Origin of the sequence: Campylobacter sp. 110, assembly GCF_002383965.1 — a bacterium.
In the GTDB taxonomy this organism is placed as follows: domain Bacteria; phylum Campylobacterota; class Campylobacteria; order Campylobacterales; family Campylobacteraceae; genus Campylobacter_D; species Campylobacter_D coli.
Window position 1 is genome coordinate 19,819 of the sequence record NZ_NXBD01000019.1, and the last position, 16,991, is coordinate 36,809.

A 16,991-nucleotide genomic window follows, 5' to 3' on the forward strand; every position below is an offset into this window, starting at 1 on the left:
AATGGATTTAGAGCAAATTTATAAAGATTGTGGGGCTTATTTACAAGGACATTTTTTACTCAGTTCGGGTAAGCACTCTGAGTTTTATCTTCAAAGTGCTAAAGTCTTAGAAAATCCAAAATTAGCAGCAAGACTTTGTGATGAGCTTGCTAAAATTATAGCCGAATTTAATATAGAATTTGACAGCATTTGTTCTCCTGCTTTGGGAGGAATTTTAGCAGGATATGAACTTGCTAGAGCTTGTGATAAACGCTTTATTTTTACCGAAAGAGTTAATGGAGAAATGACTCTAAGACGCGGTTTTGAGGTAAAAGAAGGCGAAAGATTTATCATTTGCGAGGATATCATCACAACGGGTGGAAGTGCTTTAGAAAGTGCTAAAATCATAGAAAGCTTAGGAGGAAAAGTTTTAGGTTTTGCAGCATTGGCAAATCGCGGTTTTTGCGCGGTTGAAAATTTAAAAAATCCTAGAAAACCGAGTGCAAAACTGCCTGATAATTTACCTCTTTTTACTTTAGGAAATTTTGATTTTCAAATTTATGATGAAAATGATTGTCCGCTTTGCAAAGAAGGAAGTAAAGCTATTAAGCCAGGAAGTCGCGGAAATTAAATGAAAACTAAGGCAAAAATAGCCTCTAGATGGTTAAGATTTAGGGCTTTGCTTATAGATATATTTTTAATTTATGTTCCTATCTTGTATTTATTTTATTTTTTATTGGGCTCTAAGGAGGCTTTTTTAAGCAATTCCTATATTACAGCCCTATGTACTTTCTTATTTGGTTTTATTCAAGCTTTGTTTTTGGCCTCAAAAGCTCAAAGTCCAGGGCTTAAAGCTTATGATCTTTATTTAATTGATCTAAAAACAGGAAAGAAAGTAACTTTTTTTAGAATTTTATTAAGATATATTATATTTATTATAAGTTTTGGGTTGATTTTTGGTTTATTTATAAGCTTTTTAAGAAAAGATAAATTAAATTTACATGATATTCTTACTCAAACTTGCATAGTCACAAAGATATGAAAGAAAGGTAAAAAATGCAAAGAAAAAGAATTTATAATCCAGGCTCAAATGAAACATTAACAGATCGTAAAGTTTTTAGCGGAAATCCTCATGGAATCTTAAATTTTACAAAAGCAAAATACACTTGGGCTTTAAAATTATGGGATTTAATGGAAGCAAACACTTGGTTTCCAAAAGAAGTAGATACGACTAAAGATGCATTAGATTATCGCTGTAATTTAACTGCAGGTGAAAAAAGAATGTATGATCTTGTTTGGTCTCAGCTCATTTCTATGGATAGCTTTCAAACCAACAATCTAGCTGATAATATCAATCCTTACATCACTGCTCCTGAAATCAATGCGGTTTTAGCACGTCAAGCTTATGAAGAAGCTAACCATTCAAAATCTTATGCAGTAATGGTTGAAGCCATTTGCGATAATACGGATTTAATCTATGAAATGGAAAAGCACGATGAAACCTTGCGCGAAAAAAATGATTTTATTTCAAGCATCTATGAAGAATTAGCGGGCAATGTAGATGATAATAAACTTCTTTTGGCCATGGTAGCAAATCAAATTTTAGAAGGAGTATACTTTTATAGTGGATTTACTGCGATTTACGCGCTTGCAAGAGCAGGTAAAATGCTTGGTTCTGCTCAAATGATTCGTTTTATTCAAAGAGATGAAATCACCCATCTTTTACTCTTTCAAAATATGATTAATTCGGTTCGCAAAGAAAGACCTGATTTGTTTAATGAAAACAATATCAACAAAATTTATGATATGTTTAAAAAAGCAGGTGATTTGGAAGTCAAATGGGGCAAATACATCACTCAAAATCAAATCATGGGTTTTACAGACGATATTATAGAAGAATACATCCACTATCTTGTAGATCAAAGACTTGTTGCTATCAATCTTGATAAAATTTACAATGCAAAACACCCTATCAAATGGGTAGATGATTTTTCTAAATTTAATGATCAAAAAAGCAATTTCTTTGAAAGTAAGGTCACAAACTATTCTAAAGGTAGTATAAGCTTTGATGATTTTTAAATTTCTTGGAAATTAATTTTTATGAAAAAAGATTCTTATACAAAACCAAATAACACCTTGCTTTGTGATTTTTATGAATTAACCATGATGCAAGGTTATTTTCTAAATGGTTTTGAAAACAAAACAGCTTATTTTGATATATTTTTTAGAAAAATTCCCGATCATGGCTCTTTTGCTATATTTGCAGGACTTGAGGATATTTTAGACTTTGTATCTTGTTTGCATTTTGATGAAGATGATATAGCCTATTTGCGCTCTCAAGGGATATTTAAAGAAGAATTTTTAAGATATTTGAAAAATTTTAAATTTAAGGGCGAAATTTATGCCATGCAAGAGGGCGAAATCATCTTTCCTAACGAACCTTTGATGATTATCAAAGCCAATGCTATTGAAGCACAAATTCTTGAAAGCTTTTTACTTTTAAGTATCAATCATCAAAGCCTAATTGCTACAAAAGCCAATCGTATCGTAAGAGCAGCTAAAAATCTTAGCGTGCTTGAATTTGGCACGCGAAGAGCCCATGGAAGCGAGGCGGCACTCAAAGGGGCAAGAGCGGCCATAATAGGAGGTTGCAAAGCTAGCTCTTGCACACTTGCAGGGAAAAATTATAGCATTATGACAAGTGGAACTATGGCGCATTCTTGGGTGCAAATGTTTGATGATGAATTGAGTGCTTTTTGTCATTATTTAGAACTTTATCCTCAAAATCCTACCTTACTCATCGATACTTATAATTACAAACAAGGGCTAGAAAACGCGATCAAAGCATTTAAAAAATTTAAAATCAAACAATGTGGAGTGCGTATTGATTCTGGAAATTTAAAAATACTTAGCAAAGAAATTCGTACTATCTTGGATAAAAATGATTTAAAAGAATGCAAAATCATCGTTTCAAATTCTTTAGATGAAAAAAGCATAAACAAACTGCTTAAAAATGATGCACCTATTGATGCTTTTGGGGTAGGCGAAAAACTCATCACTGCTTCAAGCGATCCTATTTTTGGCTGTGTTTATAAACTCGTTGCCATAGAAGAAGATAAACTCATCACGCCTAAAATTAAAATCAGCGAAGACAAACAAAAAATAACCCTACCGCATTTTAAAAAACTTTTTAGAATTTATGACAAAAACACTCAAAAAATGCTTTTTGATGAGCTTTATATTTATAATGAAAAATTACCTAAACTTGATGAAAATTTAGAAAGAAAAGAACTTTTAAAATGTGTTTTTAAAGAGGGTAAAATTCTTAATAAACAAAAAAATGTAGAAGAAATCGCTCTATATACAAAAAGTCAAATTTCAAAGCTGGATGAGAAATTTCTTAATTTTAACAACAAAGAAAAATATAAAATCAAACTTTCAAAAGATTTAACAAAGCTAAGACAAAATTTTACAAACACAACGCTATGAAATTTTGTCGATATAGCTCAAATGCTCCATTTGTCTATTTAAAATGGATAAATTTGAGCTTTTTTATAAAAACAGCGTTGTTAAAATTTTAAATCAATCCAAAAAATCATTTTTAAATTCAACATAATTTAAAGCAGATTGTTTTAAAAATGCCACTTCTTCATTGCTTAGTTCGCGTATAAGTTTTGCAGGGTTTCCAAGTATGAGTGATTTGGGTGGAAATTTCTTGCCTTTGGTTACCACACTACCTGCACCCACTATACTATCATCTCCTATAGCTGCATCATCCATAATCACTGCATTCATCCCCACAAGTACACGAGAGCCGATCTTGCAAGCATGGATCACGCAATTATGCCCTATAGTAACATCATCTCCTATATAGGTAGGAAAACCTGCATCTTTTAAACTTCCATCTTCATTAAACTCTCTATGCCACACATGGATAGTGGTTAAATCTTGTATATTTGTTCTTTTACCGATTTTAATAAAATTAACATCGCCTCTTAGAACACAATTAAACCACACACTGCTTTCATCACCTATCTCTACTTCTCCTATAATCTTAGCACCCTCTGCAACAAAGACATTTTGACCCAAATTTGGAATTTTATCTTTAAATCGAATAAGCATTTTCATCCTTTTTTATTTTTAGTATAACCAAAATATCAATAAGAAAAACAAATTTTTTAGTTTTTAATCAAATTTTGAAACTTTATTGGTTACAATTTGCCATTTACGAGGAGAAAAAATGAACGTATTTGAGCAAAAACGATGTCAAAGTATGGCCGAAGAAATCGCACAAAAAATATTCATCAACGAAGAACTTTTTAATGCTTTTTGTCAAATTCCACGCGAAATTTTTTCCCCGCTTAAAGCCCATGCTTATCGTCTTGATGCTTTACCTTTAGCTAATTCTCAATGGATCAGCTCTCCTTTAACCGTGGCTAAAATGACTATGGCTTTAAATTTTAAAGATGCGGACAGTGTCTTAGAAATAGGCTGTGGAAGTGGTTATCAAGCAGCGATTTTAAGCAAGGTTATCAGGCGTGTTTTTACCATAGAACGCATAGAAAATTTAGCTAAAAAAGCAGCACAAACCTTTAGAGAACTCGAGCTTTTTAATATTAATGTTAAATTTGAAGATGGACAAAATGGATGGAAAAATTATGCGCCTTATGATAGAATTTTATTCTCTGCTTATACGACACAACTTCCTGAAATTTTACTCGATCAGCTAAGCGATGGGGGCATACTTGTAGCCCCTATTTTGCACAATGGCAAACAATTTATCACTCGCATAACCAAAAACGGTACTCATTTACAAAAAGAAATTCTAGAAGAATGTCTTTTTGTACCCATAGTAGATGGAAAAGAATAAATTTTTATCAATAAAAAATTTATTCAAAACTTTTAAAAACCTTTCTTAGCTTCTCGCTCATTTCATCTATATGGCTTTTTTCTATGATCAAAGGGGGTAAAAATCTCAAATCATTCTCCCCACAACTGATAAGCAAAAGAGAATTTTCTTGACATTTTTTAATCACCTCAGCTACTTTTATACTGTTATCAAGACTAAGCCCTTGCATAAGACCCAAACCTTTTCTTTTTTTACAAAACCTGAATTCTTTGATAAGATTTTCCAAACTTTGCTCTAAATAAGGCGTAAGTTTAGAAACATTTTCTAAAATTTTTTCTTTCTTAAAAATTTCAAAAACCGCATTAACACCTGCACAAACTAAAGGATTTCCTCCATAAGTACTTCCATGATCGCCCGCTTCTAAGGATTTTTGTGCTACTTTTTCGCTCACTACAAAAGCTCCGACACTAAGCCCACATCCCAAAGCTTTAGCAGAAGTCATTACATCAGGTAAAATTCCTGAATGCTCGTAAGCAAAAAACTTACCACTTCGTCCCATACCGCATTGAATTTCATCAGCGATTAGCAATATATCTTTTTCATCACAAAGCTGTCTTAAAGCCTTGTAAAAATCTTTTTGAGCAGGATTGACACCGCCTTCTCCTTGCACACTTTCTAAAATAATAGCACAAGTTTTTTCATTGACTAAGCGTTCTACGCTTGAAAAATCATTGTATTTTGCAAATTTAACACCTGAAATTAAAGGCTTGAATGGTTTTTGGTATTTTTCATTAGCGGTTAAAGATAAAGCTCCTAGTGTTCTTCCATGAAAAGAATGTTTAAAGGCTATAAAATTTCCACCCTTAATACCTTTATTGAAAGCATATTTTCTAGCGACTTTCATCGCTCCTTCTATACTTTCTGCTCCTGAATTTGTAAAAAACACACGCTCTAAGCCACTCGCTTTAGCCAAATGCTTGGCTGCTTGGGCTATGTTTTCATTATAATATAAATTGCTAGTATGTAAAAGTTTATCAACTTGAGCTTTAATCTTAGCATTAAATTCAGCATGGTTATATCCTAAAGCACACACACCTATACCACTTGAAAAATCAAGATATTTTTTACCCTTATCGTCTAAAAGGTAAACCCCTTCTCCACTTTCTAAAACAATATCAAAACGCTTATAAGTAGGGATAATATGACTTTGCTCTTTATAATTCATTTTCATCCTTTAACCCACTAAAGTCCCAATACCCTCATCGGTAAAAAATTCAAGCAACAAAGAATGCTTCACGCGTCCATCTAAAATATGCACTTTCTTAACTCCACTTTCACAAGCATCTATACAAGATTTTAATTTTACATGCATACCGCCTTGAATTTTGTCAACCAAGGCTTTTGCTTGGGTTATAGAAATTTTAGAAATTAAAGAATTTTTATCTTCAAAATTCTCATAAAGTCCTGCAGTATCGGTTAAGAAAGCAAGTTTTTCAGCCTTTAAAGCTTTGGCAATAGCACAAGCTGCATCATCGGCATTGATATTGTAAGTATTGAAATTTTCATCCATTCCAATAGGAGCTATGATGGGTAAAAAATCTTTTTCTAAAAGATCTTGCAAAACACTTGAATTTACCTTTTGTAACTCGCCTACAAAACCTAAATTCTCATCCTTTTGCACGCATTCTAAAAGTCCCCCATCCTTGCCACAAAGCCCTATAGCTTTAACACCTAAATTTTGCAAGCTGTGAACTAAATTTTTATTGATATAATTTAGCACCATACTTGCTACTTCTGTTGTGGCTTGATCGCTCACCCTAAGTCCGTTATTAAACTCACTTTTTACGCCCAATTTTTCGCACATTTTAGAGATATCTTTACCCCCACCATGAACGATAATAGGCTTTAAGCCTACAAGCTTTAAAAGAGCTATATCTTGCATCACACAATGTTTAAGCTCCCCATTTTCCATGGCCGAACCGCCGTATTTTATAAGTATAATTTTTGAGCTGAATTTGCGTATATAAGGCAAAGCTTCGATTAAGACATTTGCTTTTTCTAAATATTTTTGCATGATTTACCCTCAAACATTAAAACTGGTTTGATTGTGAGAATTCAGCGATAAATCATAATAATTCGCATCTTCTCTTAAGGTAAAACCATAATGCTTCCAAAACTCATTACCCAAATCATTGCTCTTAAAGGCTATCAATGCGATCTTATTAATCTTCTCAGATTTCAATGCCTCAAGGCAAAATTTTGTCATTTCATGGGCTATACCCTTTTTTCTGTGATCTTTATGCACGCACACATGATAAAAACCTCCTGTGCGTCCATCGTGTCCACAAAGTATACTTCCAACAATTTCTTGATCAATCACAGCTACTGCGCTAAGGTTTGGGTTTCTATCTAAAAATTTTTCTATATTTTCTTTACTATCATCAATCGATCGAATTCCAAAACCTTTGATATCACACCAAAGCTTGTAAACTCCTTCATAATCACTTTTTTGCATTGCTCTAACTTGCAATTTTTATCCTTTACAAATTTGCAAAGAATTTAAGTCCTTCATCTTCATCAAAATCAAACATTAAATTCATATTTTGAACAGCTTGTCCTGCTGCACCTTTGATTAAATTATCAATAGCACCTAAAATAATAATACGATTTGTGCGTTCATCGATGCTGAAATTTATATCCGCAAAATTGCTTGATTTAACCCACCGAGTCTGCGGAAACGACTGCGGTGGTAAAAGCCTTATGAATTTCCTGTCTTGATAATATTTTTGATAAATTTCACGAATTTCTTTTTCACTTACAGAATGTTTTAAATTTGCATAAGCAGTAGTTAAAATTCCCCTTTGCATAGGTACTAGATGAGGGGTAAATTGTAAAGTGATTTTCTCTCCTGCTGCATAGCTTAAATGCTCTTCGATTTCAGGGGTATGACGGTGTGAAGCTAATCCATAAGCCTTGATATTTTCATTTACCTCACAAAAAAGATTTTCTACTTTTGCACTTCTTCCTGCGCCGCTGACTCCACTTTTTGCATCGATAATCACCGAATTTAAATCAATCATCTTTTCTTTAAAAAGCGGATAAAGACTAAGTATAGAGCAAGTAGTGTAGCAACCAGGATTTGCGATTAAATTTGCATTTTTTATCTCTTCTTGATAAAGCTCACAAAGTCCATAAACTGCATTTTTTAAAAGCTCTTGATTAGGATGAGTAAATTTATACCAAAGCTCATAATCTTTAGGATTTTTAAGACGAAAATCAGCGCTTAAATCTATGATTTTCATCTTTTTTAATAAAGACTCGCTAAAAAGTTTAGCACTAAATTCATGCGGAGTAGCGGTAAATAAGACATCAAGTTCAAGTTCATCTAAATTTTTATCTTCAAAATTTAAATTTAAAGGCGTGTTGGGATAAAGCTTCGTATAGCTTTGCCCCACACTTGAACTAGAACCTATATAGGAAATTTCTACTTTAGGATGATTCAGTAAGATACGCACAAGCTCATTACCTGCATATCCGCTTGCTCCCAAAATTCCTACTTTTAATCTCATTCCTAGTCCTTACTGAATTTCAAATGGCTTAATTATAGACAAAAAATGCTTAAAATAACACTTATGGGTTTATAAAATTTGATAGACTCTTACAAAAATACTCATATATCTCAAAAATTATCACGAAGCTTTTTGTATACAAAGACAATGGACGCTAAGATTTGCTACTAGATTTTAATGCCTTTTGATGGATTAATAAATTAAATATTTTTTTTTAAGTATGTATAATTGTTCGTGTATATGAATGGAACGATTTTTAAGATTGCGAGAGGCTCTAAAGGTCGGGTATTTTTGCTCTAAAATTTGACATTTACCTAAGCTTTGCAAACGCTTTAGAAATTTTTCTTTCTTTACAAAACCCTCACAATTATAAGAAAGCAGAATGATTTTGGCTTTTAAATCATTGATAAGCTCAAACAAAGCATCTTCTGCTTGTTTTTCTTTATTAAAAATACTTCGGTTCCAATCTCTTGGTATACCAGAAATCTTTGAAATTTCATCAGGCCTTTGATAATTTGCGATTAAATTAAGCATAAAATAATTCGAACTATAAGGGTGTTGATTATAAGGAGGATCAAGATAAGCCACATCGATATTTTCAAGCTCTTTTGCAAGTAAGTTAGCATCCTTTTGCACCACTTCAAATTCACAAGAAAAATTTGAAAAAATAGGCATTTTAAGCTCGATATCACCTTTGATACGCTTTAAGGCATTTTGCGCCTCTCCACCAAATTTACCCACTCCATCTCTACCCTTATAAAAACCCTTAAAAACTCCACTAGTATTTGAATGCACACTTGCTTCATAGATTAAAGGCGCTATAAAAAAATGCTTTAACTCTTCAGGAATTTCCTTTTCGATTTTTTGTCTTAAAGTATCAAGATATAAAGCATTTTTAAGAGTATAAAAAACGCGTTCATCTTTTTGGATGCAAGCCTCATTCTTTGGAGCATAGAGTTCACTTATAAAACCTGCTTGAAATTCTAAATTTTGGGTTAAAATTTTATGATAATGTTTTAAAAGCTCGGTTAAATTTTTATCTTTATTAGAAAGATAACATTTGTTGATAAGTTTGGAATAATTTTCTAAATCATTGGCTAAAATATAATTTGAGTGTGCTTTTGCAAAACGACTTACAACACCTGAGCCACTAAATATATCACAAAAACTAAATTTATCTTTACCAAGTTCTTTTTTAGCTACCTTAAAGCCCTTATTTAAAAATCCTAAAAGTGCTCTTTTATTGCCTAAATAAGTAATGATTTGTTCTTTTAAAAAAGAGGGATTTTCCTTCAAAATTTTTAAACCTTTAAAAAGCTTATCTGTAAAAACAGATTAAGCTTTTTTTGGAGTTACAAGCATATTAACATAGCGTCCTTCAAAATTTGGCTCTTTATCACGATTAGCATCATTCTCTATCATAGTCCAAATTTTTTCAAGCAAAGCTACACCTGCTTCAGGAGTCGCCATTTCACGCCCTTTTAAGAACACACGAAATCTCACATGCTTACCTTGTTCTAAAAATTCTAAAGCATGTTTTACTTTGTAATTTATATCATTTTGAGCAATTTTCACAGAAAGCTTGATCTCTTTTATATCAATTACTTTTTGTTTTTTCTTTGCTTCTTTTTGTTTTTTCTCTTGCTGATAACGGAATTTTCCGTAATCCATAATCTTACAAACAGGTGGCTTTGCATCTGCAGCTATCATCACAAGATCAAGTCCTAAACGATTTGCAATCTCCAAAGCCTCATCACTGCTAATAATACCATATGCTTTGCCATCATCACCTATACATCTGATTTCGTCCGCTCTAATTTCTTCGTTGAGCAATACTTCTTTTTCTTTACTCAAAAATGTACCTCACTCATTTTCTCCTTAACTAAGTTGATAAATTCTTCCAAGCTAAGATTTTTTTGCTCCTTAGCTCTTCTATCTCTTAAAGCAACGCTTCGCTTTGCCACCTCTTCATCGCCTAAAACCAAAATCATAGGCAATTTTTGTTTTTCAGCAGTACGAATTTTCTTGCTCAAACTCTCATTTTTCTCATATACTTCGCTATCGATATTTAATTCTAGCAAGACTCTTTGAATTTCCTTCGCATAAGCAGTATGAGAATCAGAAATCGGCACTATACCCACTGCGGTTGGTGCGATAAAAAATGGAAATTCCCCTGCGCAATGTTCAGTTAAAATTCCTATAAATCTTTCAAAAGAACCCAAAATCGCACGGTGAAGCATTACAGGTTGCTTTTTCTCGTTGTTGTTATCTGTATATTCTAGCTTAAAGCGTTCAGGAAGATTAAAATCTACTTGTATAGTTCCACACTGCCATTTTCTTTTTAAAGCGTCAGTGATTTTAATATCGATTTTTGGCCCATAAAAAGCACCGCCACCCTCATCAATGCCGTATTTTAAGCCTTGTTCATCTAAGGCTTCTTTTAAAGCTTTAGTAGCTGTGTCCCAAATTTCATCATCGCCTATAGCTTTAGCAGGTTTGGTTGAAATTTCCATCTCATAACTAAAGTCAAATAATTTCATCAAATTATCAACAAAGGCTAAAATTTCAAGCACTTGCTCTTTGATTTGACTTGGCATACAAAAGATATGCGCATCATCTTGAGTGAATTCTCTTACCCTAAAAAGTCCGTGTAAAACGCCACTTTTTTCATGTCTATGTACCACGCCATATTCAAAAAATTTCAAAGGCAAATCACGATAACTTCTTACATCGCTTTGATAAATTTTAATATGCCCTACACAATTCATCGGTTTTATGCCGTATTCTTGCTCATCAATTTGCGTAAAATACATATTTTCTTTATAATTTGCATAATGCCCGCTAATCTTCCATGCATCTGCTTTTAAAAGCTCAGGCCCACGCACAGGCTCATAACCACGCAAGCGATGAATTTTATAGAGCATTTGCTCTAGTTTTGATCTAAGTCTTGCACCATTACTTAGCCAAATAGGAAGTCCACCACCTATCTCATCATCAAAAGTAAAGAGTTTAAGTTCGGTTCCTAATTTTCTATGATCGCGTTTTTTAGCTTCTTCTATGATTCTTAAATGCTCTTTTAAACTCTCTTTATCTGCAAAAGCAGTACCATAAATACGCGTAAGCATTTCTCTTTTTTCATCACCACCAAGATAAGCTCCCGCGACGCGTGTAAGTGCAAAATTGCGTAAAAATTTGGTATTAGGCACATGAGGACCGCGACAAAGATCTTCAAATTCTCCTTGTTTATAAATACTTACTTTTCCATCAGGAATACGGAGTAAAACTTCTTGTTTTAAATCATCGTCTTTAAATTTAGCAATAGCTTCGTTTTTTGTGATTTCATATTTTTCGATTTCTTGTTTGGCTTCGGCTAATTCTTTCATCTTTTTTTCAATTTTTACTAAATCTTCTTCGCCGATTTTAGAATTCACACGAAAATCATAATAAAAACCATCCTCTATCACAGGACCTACAAAAAATTTCGCTTCAGGATATAAGCTTTTGATTGCTTGTGCCATTAAGTGCGCACAAGAATGGCGTATCACCTCTAAACTTTGTTTAGAATTATCAAAATAAATTTCTTTTAAATCAGTAGAATTCTTACTTTGAGAATCAACTATTTTTTCATCATCTAAGTATGCAATAACTTCTTTTTCCATAATTTTTAACCTTATTTTGCTCACTGACTCTGTGAGTGTTTATAAAGTTCTAATTTTAGCTTTCTAAGACTTAATTTTTTTTGAAATTCAGCTTATTTTTAAAAAAATCTTAGAATAAATTTAATATTTGTTTATAACTTAAACTCACTCCCAGAATTTAAAATTCCGCTATAATACAAATAAAAAAATAAAATTCCCAACACTATCCTATAAATTCCAAAAGGAATAAAATCAAATTTTGAAATGAATTTTAAAAAGAATTTAATCACAAAAACCGCTACCACAAAAGCTGTAATAAAGCCTATACTTAAAGGGATTAAAGCATTAGCGTTGCTAAGAAGTTCAGGTTCTTTGTAAATACTATAAGCAGTTGCAACTATCATCGTAGGGATAGCAAGTAAAAAGCTAAATTCAGCTGCTGTTTTGCGGTTAAGTCCTAATAAAAGTCCACCTATAATACTTGCTCCACTTCTTGAAGTACCTGGAATCATTGCTAGAGATTGGATAATACCTATGCAAAAAGCTTGTAAAAAACTCACTTTTTCTAAAGAATTGGTTTTGTATTCTTTATTTTTATGAGCTAATTCAATAACAATAAAAACAATACCACCTAAAATAAGCATCACAACTACTACATAGCCATTAAAAAGCTCTTTTAAATACTTATAAAGCACAAATCCTATAAGCCCTGTAGGAAAAAAACCAACTGCAAGTTTAAACCAAATATCAAGTCCTTTAAAAAGCTTACGCCAAAACACAAAAAGCACTGCTAAAATCGATCCTAGTTGTATAATGATTAAAAAACTTTTCCAAAATTCATTAATATCAATACCTAAAATAGTCGTCCCTAAAATCATATGTCCTGTAGAAGAAATGGGTAAAAATTCAGTCAAACCCTCAATGATTCCTAGTATTAAAGCATGTAAATTATCCATATTTTTCCTTAAAATAAAAAAAGAATTCTACAAACTTTTTTTAAACACGACAAAAATATAAAAACAATTTCTTAAAGCAGACGATAAAAATAAACTATTTGTATGAAAAAGCTGATTAATTTTGAGTTTTATTTCTCATTTTACTAGCTTGGGTAAGAATACAATTTTTTACTATTGGAGCATTTTATACTTTGGATCAAGATATTAAAAATAAAGTTACAAGATAAATAAACTAAGAAGAATTTTATAAAAAATTTAAAATTCTTCTTTATAAATGTTTTAAATTCTAATGAATTTTAACAATACGCTTGATAAAATAAAGTATGACTCCTATGAAAAATATCAAACCTAATAATTCATTATTGTGTATATTTAAAAAACTTAATTTCAAAGGACTTTCACTTCCGCCCATGCTAACAGAAAAAACAGTAATTGCAGCTATAATAACGCCAAAAATACTTTCCCCTACGATGAGTCCTGAGGCAAATAAAGTCCCTTTTTGTTCATGGGTTGCTATTTTTTCATTTTTGTGAGAATTATTTTGATATTTGTTTGCTAAATATCTCATCACAAAATATTTTAAAATTCCACCAATTACCAAAGGGATATTTACAGATGGTGGCAAATAAATACCAATACCCACAGCCAAAGGTGGTAAGGATAAATTGCCATTTTTTCTTAGTATCTTATCTATAATAATGATAAATATACCTACAACTACTCCAAATGCTATATAACTCCACTCGATATTGTGATTAAAAATTCCTTGTGCTATAGTGCTCATTAAATTTGCCTGAGGAGCTGCAAGCGCAGATGAAAGATCCATACCCTCTCTTGGCATAGCTCCAACAAAACCATAAGCTTGATAGAGTAAATTTAAAACAGGAACTATAGCTAAGGCCCCAAAAACACAACCTATTAGCAAAGCAACTTGCTGTTTCCAAGGGGTAGCGCCCACTAAATATCCTGTTTTTAAATCCTGTAAATTATCATTTGAAATAGCAGCAGTTGCTACAATTACGCTTGTAGTAAAAATAGCCAAGGCTATAGCAAATTTAGAAAGCATAGGATCATCAAATAAATTTGCACCCAAAAGTAAAATAATCAAGGATGAAACAATAATCCCAATAAGCCCAATTCCTGAAATAGGAGAAGATGAAGAACCCACAAGTCCAGCCATATAGCCGCAAGCTGCTGCTACGAAAAATCCTATCAACACAGCAATAAAAGTTCCAGCAAAGGCAAATAAAATTTGATAATAATTATTTAAATTTGCATCCGATACAAAACTATAAAAAGTAATGAAAAGTCCTATAGTCATAATTATAAAAAGTATAAAAATACTTTTTAAAGAAAGATCTTGATCGGTGCTTTCTTGGCTTTTTGTATTAGAAATTGTAACATTTTTAATAATTTCTTTAATGCCAGAAATCACTGGTTTTAAAAGCTCTATTAAAGTCCAAAGTGCTGCTATAGCAATCGCTCCAGTACCAATAAGTCTAACTTTAGCTGCCCAAACACTAGAAGCAAGTTCACTAGCATTTTTCACACCATCAAATTCAAAACTTGAAAGATAAGGAGTAAAAACTCCCCATGCTAAAAACATCCCTACAAAAAGTGCTATAGCACCTGCTAAACCTACCAAATATCCTGCTCCTAAAAGCGCTAAAGAATATCCTGCTGAAAAACCAAAGGCTATTTTATTCCAAATAAAAGCCAAACTGCTTTCACTTGCAGCAAGTTTAAAACCATTGCTTAACAAACTAAAAAAAGCAGCTATAAAAGAGCCTAAGGCTATTTCTTTTACACCTTGTTTGCCTTTTTTATCACTTTGATCTTTATTGACTACTTTTAAAATTTCAGCTGCTGCCCTACCTTCAGGATAAGCAAGCTTACTCTCAACCACCATAGCTCTTCTTAAAGGTATAGTAAAAAGCACTCCAAGTCCACCACCACAAAGACATATCATAAAAGTTTGCCATAAAGGAAATTCACTCCAATATCCGCACATAAAAAGTCCTGGGATAACAAAAATAACTGATGATAAAGTTCCTGCTGCTGAAGCTTGAGTTTGAACCATATTATTTTCTAAAATATTTGAAGTCTTAAAAAGACTCAAAACCGCCATGGAGATGACCACAGCTGGAATTGATGATGAAAAAGTAAGTCCCACTTTTAACCCTAAATATACATTTGAAGCTGTAAAAATAATAGTTAAAATACTTCCCAAAACCAAACCCCTTAAGGTAAGTTCTGGTAAATTTTGTTTTTTGTACATCATTTCTCCGTTTTAAAATTTTACTTTCAACTTAAAAAATATTCTTATAAGTTTAAATTTATAATTTTTCTCTAAAGCAAAATAAAATAATACAAAAAAACGCTTATATTTTTATAAATTTTTGACTCAAAAATATCATAAAACAATGAACTAATCATTGAAAAATCAAAAGTTCTTTTATTTTAATTATATTATCCCAACTACCTCAGCAAAAATCAAGCAAATAATACTTATACCCCATATGTAAAAAAAGCTTCTTTTGATATGATCTTTAATATTAACCTCTGCTAAACCACAACCTAGCAAAGTTGCAGGCACAACAGGAGAAATAAATGTCGCACAATTTCTTGCTATCACCATGATAATAGCTATAGTCAAAGGTTCAGCGCCAAAAGCCTTGGTTACACTCAAAACTATAGGCATCACTCCATAAAAATAAGAATCCGTACAAAAAATAATTGCCATTGGAACAGCCAATATCCCTACCATTAAAGGAATATAAGTACCTAAATAATCTGGAACGAAATTTAAAATCAAAACACCCATTTTCTCCATAATACCACTTTTATCAAATACGCCTATTAATATCCCAGCACCAATTAAAGTAATATACATAAGCATTGCGCCAGCACTTGCACGATCTAAAACTTTTTTAGCTATTTTTAAATTAGGATAATTAAGCGGTAAAATTATTACAAGCCCTATCATAAAGCAAATATAACTAGGAATAATACCACTAATTAAAAGCCCAATAACCCCAATAGTTACAAGTAAATTTAACCAAAACCATTTTTCATTATGGTGTTCGCTTTTTTCTATATTTAATTTTATTCCCGACAAGTTACCTGCGCCTGCGCCTCTTTTTATTTCTATCTTAGCAATCCAAATTGCCAAAAGAAGGGATAATACTAAACCTACAATCTGAATAGGTATAATATGGTGCCAAAGCAAATTTGCATCCATTCCTATATTAGTAGCCGCTCTTAAAGTAGGACCACCCCAAGGAATAACATTCATAACCCCCATAGCCGAAGTAATAATCAATAACATTGAAGTCTTTCTTATACTTAAACGCTCATAAATAGGTAATAATGCGGGTATTACAATAAGAAAAGTAGAAGCACCCGAACCATCTAAATGTACAGCAGCAGCAATAAAAACAGTAAGAATGCAAACTTGATATGCATTAGCTTTCATTTTTGATAAAAATGCATTTAAAATTTTAGTAAAAAACCACTTGCATTTAAAACACTAAAAAAGAGTATAGAAAAAACAAACAAAGCTGCCGTATCCGTTACGCTTTTGACTCCATCTTTAATAAAAACAACCAATGTTTTAATATCAAAAACACCTCCTTTAACCCCTAAAGCTACACCCACGCCAAAACCAAGCCGTTCAAGAATAAGTAAAATACAAGCTATACTAATACTTACACTTATAAAAGCTAATGCTGGAGTAGTATAATCTTTTAGCAAAAGCCAAACTATCAATCCTAACGAGAAAAAACCCAATAAAGCTAAAAAAATTTCTATATCCTATCCTTTTGTATCATTTTTATTCGATAATAAAATAGGATATTTTAACTCCAACTTATATGTAATTTAAATTTATAGCTTTTTAAAAAAAATATATTTTCTAAGTGTAACCATTATAAACAAGAATAAAAAAATAATTTTGAATTATTTTGCTATAATTATGAATATTTTAATTTATACTATCAAA

At 31.9% G+C, this 16,991-nt stretch carries 15 protein-coding genes and 1 pseudogene; 5 read left to right on the forward strand and 11 right to left on the reverse strand.

Going from position 1 to position 16,991, the window contains the following annotated elements; translation table 11 throughout:
• The first annotated feature begins 1 nt into the window (after position 1).
• From pyrE to BGS43_RS02220, 4 genes are read left to right on the forward strand one after another with little or no spacing between them, the layout of a single operon-like run.
• Positions 2-610, forward strand: coding sequence for an orotate phosphoribosyltransferase (pyrE, locus tag BGS43_RS02205; protein WP_002825730.1), 609 nt, complete (start codon positions 2-4; stop codon positions 608-610).
• On the forward strand, positions 611-1,021 hold the full coding sequence (locus tag BGS43_RS02210; RefSeq protein ID WP_002825729.1) for an RDD family protein: 411 nt from the start codon (positions 611-613) through the stop codon (positions 1,019-1,021).
• A gap of 14 nt (positions 1,022-1,035) precedes the next feature.
• Positions 1,036-2,058, forward strand: coding sequence for a ribonucleotide-diphosphate reductase subunit beta (locus BGS43_RS02215; RefSeq protein WP_096568638.1), 1,023 nt, complete (start codon positions 1,036-1,038; stop codon positions 2,056-2,058).
• 21 nt (positions 2,059-2,079) lie between these two features.
• Positions 2,080-3,468: a nicotinate phosphoribosyltransferase gene (locus tag BGS43_RS02220; protein ID WP_096568641.1), complete on the forward strand. Its 1,389-nt coding sequence runs from the start codon at positions 2,080-2,082 to the stop codon at positions 3,466-3,468.
• Between the two features lie 93 nt (positions 3,469-3,561).
• On the opposite strand, the gene BGS43_RS02225 is transcribed toward BGS43_RS02220, so the two are convergent.
• A complete protein-coding gene (locus tag BGS43_RS02225; protein ID WP_002777958.1) occupies positions 3,562-4,101 on the reverse strand; it encodes a gamma carbonic anhydrase family protein in 540 nt (179 codons plus the stop codon).
• Positions 4,102-4,219: 118 nt separating this feature from the next.
• On the opposite strand from BGS43_RS02225, the gene BGS43_RS02230 reads away from it, so the two are divergent.
• Complete coding sequence (locus tag BGS43_RS02230; protein WP_002777957.1) at positions 4,220-4,849, forward strand: protein-L-isoaspartate(D-aspartate) O-methyltransferase; 630 nt, start codon at positions 4,220-4,222, stop codon at positions 4,847-4,849.
• 19 nt (positions 4,850-4,868) lie between these two features.
• On the opposite strand, the gene BGS43_RS02235 is transcribed toward BGS43_RS02230, so the two are convergent.
• The 10 genes and pseudogenes from BGS43_RS02235 to BGS43_RS02280 form a co-directional block, all read right to left on the reverse strand.
• On the reverse strand, positions 4,869-6,059 hold the full coding sequence (locus BGS43_RS02235; protein ID WP_072230992.1) for an aspartate aminotransferase family protein: 1,191 nt from the start codon (positions 6,057-6,059) through the stop codon (positions 4,869-4,871).
• Between the two features lie 3 nt (positions 6,060-6,062).
• Positions 6,063-6,902, reverse strand: coding sequence for an acetylglutamate kinase (gene argB / locus BGS43_RS02240; RefSeq protein WP_002825726.1), 840 nt, complete (start codon positions 6,900-6,902; stop codon positions 6,063-6,065).
• A 9-nt stretch (positions 6,903-6,911) separates the two neighbouring features.
• Complete coding sequence (locus BGS43_RS02245) at positions 6,912-7,358, reverse strand: GNAT family N-acetyltransferase (RefSeq protein WP_002781870.1); 447 nt, start codon at positions 7,356-7,358, stop codon at positions 6,912-6,914.
• A gap of 10 nt (positions 7,359-7,368) precedes the next feature.
• Entirely contained in the window at positions 7,369-8,397 is a 1,029-nt protein-coding gene (gene argC, locus BGS43_RS02250; RefSeq protein WP_096568644.1) for an N-acetyl-gamma-glutamyl-phosphate reductase, read from the reverse strand.
• A gap of 192 nt (positions 8,398-8,589) precedes the next feature.
• The gene (locus BGS43_RS02255) at positions 8,590-9,693 is read right to left on the reverse strand and encodes a DNA adenine methylase (RefSeq protein WP_002777944.1); all 1,104 of its coding nucleotides are present in this window, start codon (positions 9,691-9,693) and stop codon (positions 8,590-8,592) included.
• A gap of 39 nt (positions 9,694-9,732) precedes the next feature.
• The gene (gene infC / locus BGS43_RS02260) at positions 9,733-10,251 is read right to left on the reverse strand and encodes a translation initiation factor IF-3 (RefSeq protein ID WP_002781867.1); all 519 of its coding nucleotides are present in this window, start codon (positions 10,249-10,251) and stop codon (positions 9,733-9,735) included.
• Positions 10,248-12,056, reverse strand: coding sequence for a threonine--tRNA ligase (gene thrS, locus BGS43_RS02265; RefSeq protein WP_025399288.1), 1,809 nt, complete (start codon positions 12,054-12,056; stop codon positions 10,248-10,250). Before thrS ends, infC begins: the two co-directional genes overlap by 4 nt.
• A 131-nt stretch (positions 12,057-12,187) precedes the next feature.
• Positions 12,188-12,991 carry an undecaprenyl-diphosphate phosphatase gene (locus BGS43_RS02270; RefSeq protein WP_002800958.1) on the reverse strand — a complete coding sequence of 268 codons (804 nt, stop codon included), beginning with the start codon at positions 12,989-12,991 and terminating at the stop codon, positions 12,188-12,190.
• 286 nt (positions 12,992-13,277) lie between these two features.
• Positions 13,278-15,272, reverse strand: a complete 1,995-nt coding sequence (locus BGS43_RS02275; RefSeq protein ID WP_096568647.1) for an OPT family oligopeptide transporter — start codon at positions 15,270-15,272, stop codon at positions 13,278-13,280.
• A gap of 183 nt (positions 15,273-15,455) precedes the next feature.
• Positions 15,456-16,801 (reverse strand): annotated as a pseudogene (locus tag BGS43_RS02280) (CitMHS family transporter).
• Between the last annotated feature and the right edge of the window lie 190 nt (positions 16,802-16,991).

What these genes read in the sequence shown, in the direction of transcription:
- BGS43_RS02235 (WP_072230992.1), bottom strand. Translation starts at nt 6,059, where the DNA reads ATGAAAATGAATTATAAAGAGCAAAGTCATATTATCCCTACTTATAAG.
- BGS43_RS02225 (WP_002777958.1), bottom strand. Translation starts at nt 4,101, where the DNA reads ATGCTTATTCGATTTAAAGATAAAATTCCAAATTTGGGTCAAAATGTC.
- BGS43_RS02220 (WP_096568641.1), top strand. Translation starts at nt 2,080, where the DNA reads ATGAAAAAAGATTCTTATACAAAACCAAATAACACCTTGCTTTGTGAT.
- argC (WP_096568644.1), bottom strand. Translation starts at nt 8,397, where the DNA reads ATGAGATTAAAAGTAGGAATTTTGGGAGCAAGCGGATATGCAGGTAAT.
- BGS43_RS02270 (WP_002800958.1), bottom strand. Translation starts at nt 12,991, where the DNA reads ATGGATAATTTACATGCTTTAATACTAGGAATCATTGAGGGTTTGACT.
- BGS43_RS02275 (WP_096568647.1), bottom strand. Translation starts at nt 15,272, where the DNA reads ATGATGTACAAAAAACAAAATTTACCAGAACTTACCTTAAGGGGTTTG.
- BGS43_RS02215 (WP_096568638.1), top strand. Translation starts at nt 1,036, where the DNA reads ATGCAAAGAAAAAGAATTTATAATCCAGGCTCAAATGAAACATTAACA.
- pyrE (WP_002825730.1), top strand. Translation starts at nt 2, where the DNA reads ATGGATTTAGAGCAAATTTATAAAGATTGTGGGGCTTATTTACAAGGA.
- argB (WP_002825726.1), bottom strand. Translation starts at nt 6,902, where the DNA reads ATGCAAAAATATTTAGAAAAAGCAAATGTCTTAATCGAAGCTTTGCCT.
- BGS43_RS02230 (WP_002777957.1), top strand. Translation starts at nt 4,220, where the DNA reads ATGAACGTATTTGAGCAAAAACGATGTCAAAGTATGGCCGAAGAAATC.
- BGS43_RS02210 (WP_002825729.1), top strand. Translation starts at nt 611, where the DNA reads ATGAAAACTAAGGCAAAAATAGCCTCTAGATGGTTAAGATTTAGGGCT.
- thrS (WP_025399288.1), bottom strand. Translation starts at nt 12,056, where the DNA reads ATGGAAAAAGAAGTTATTGCATACTTAGATGATGAAAAAATAGTTGAT.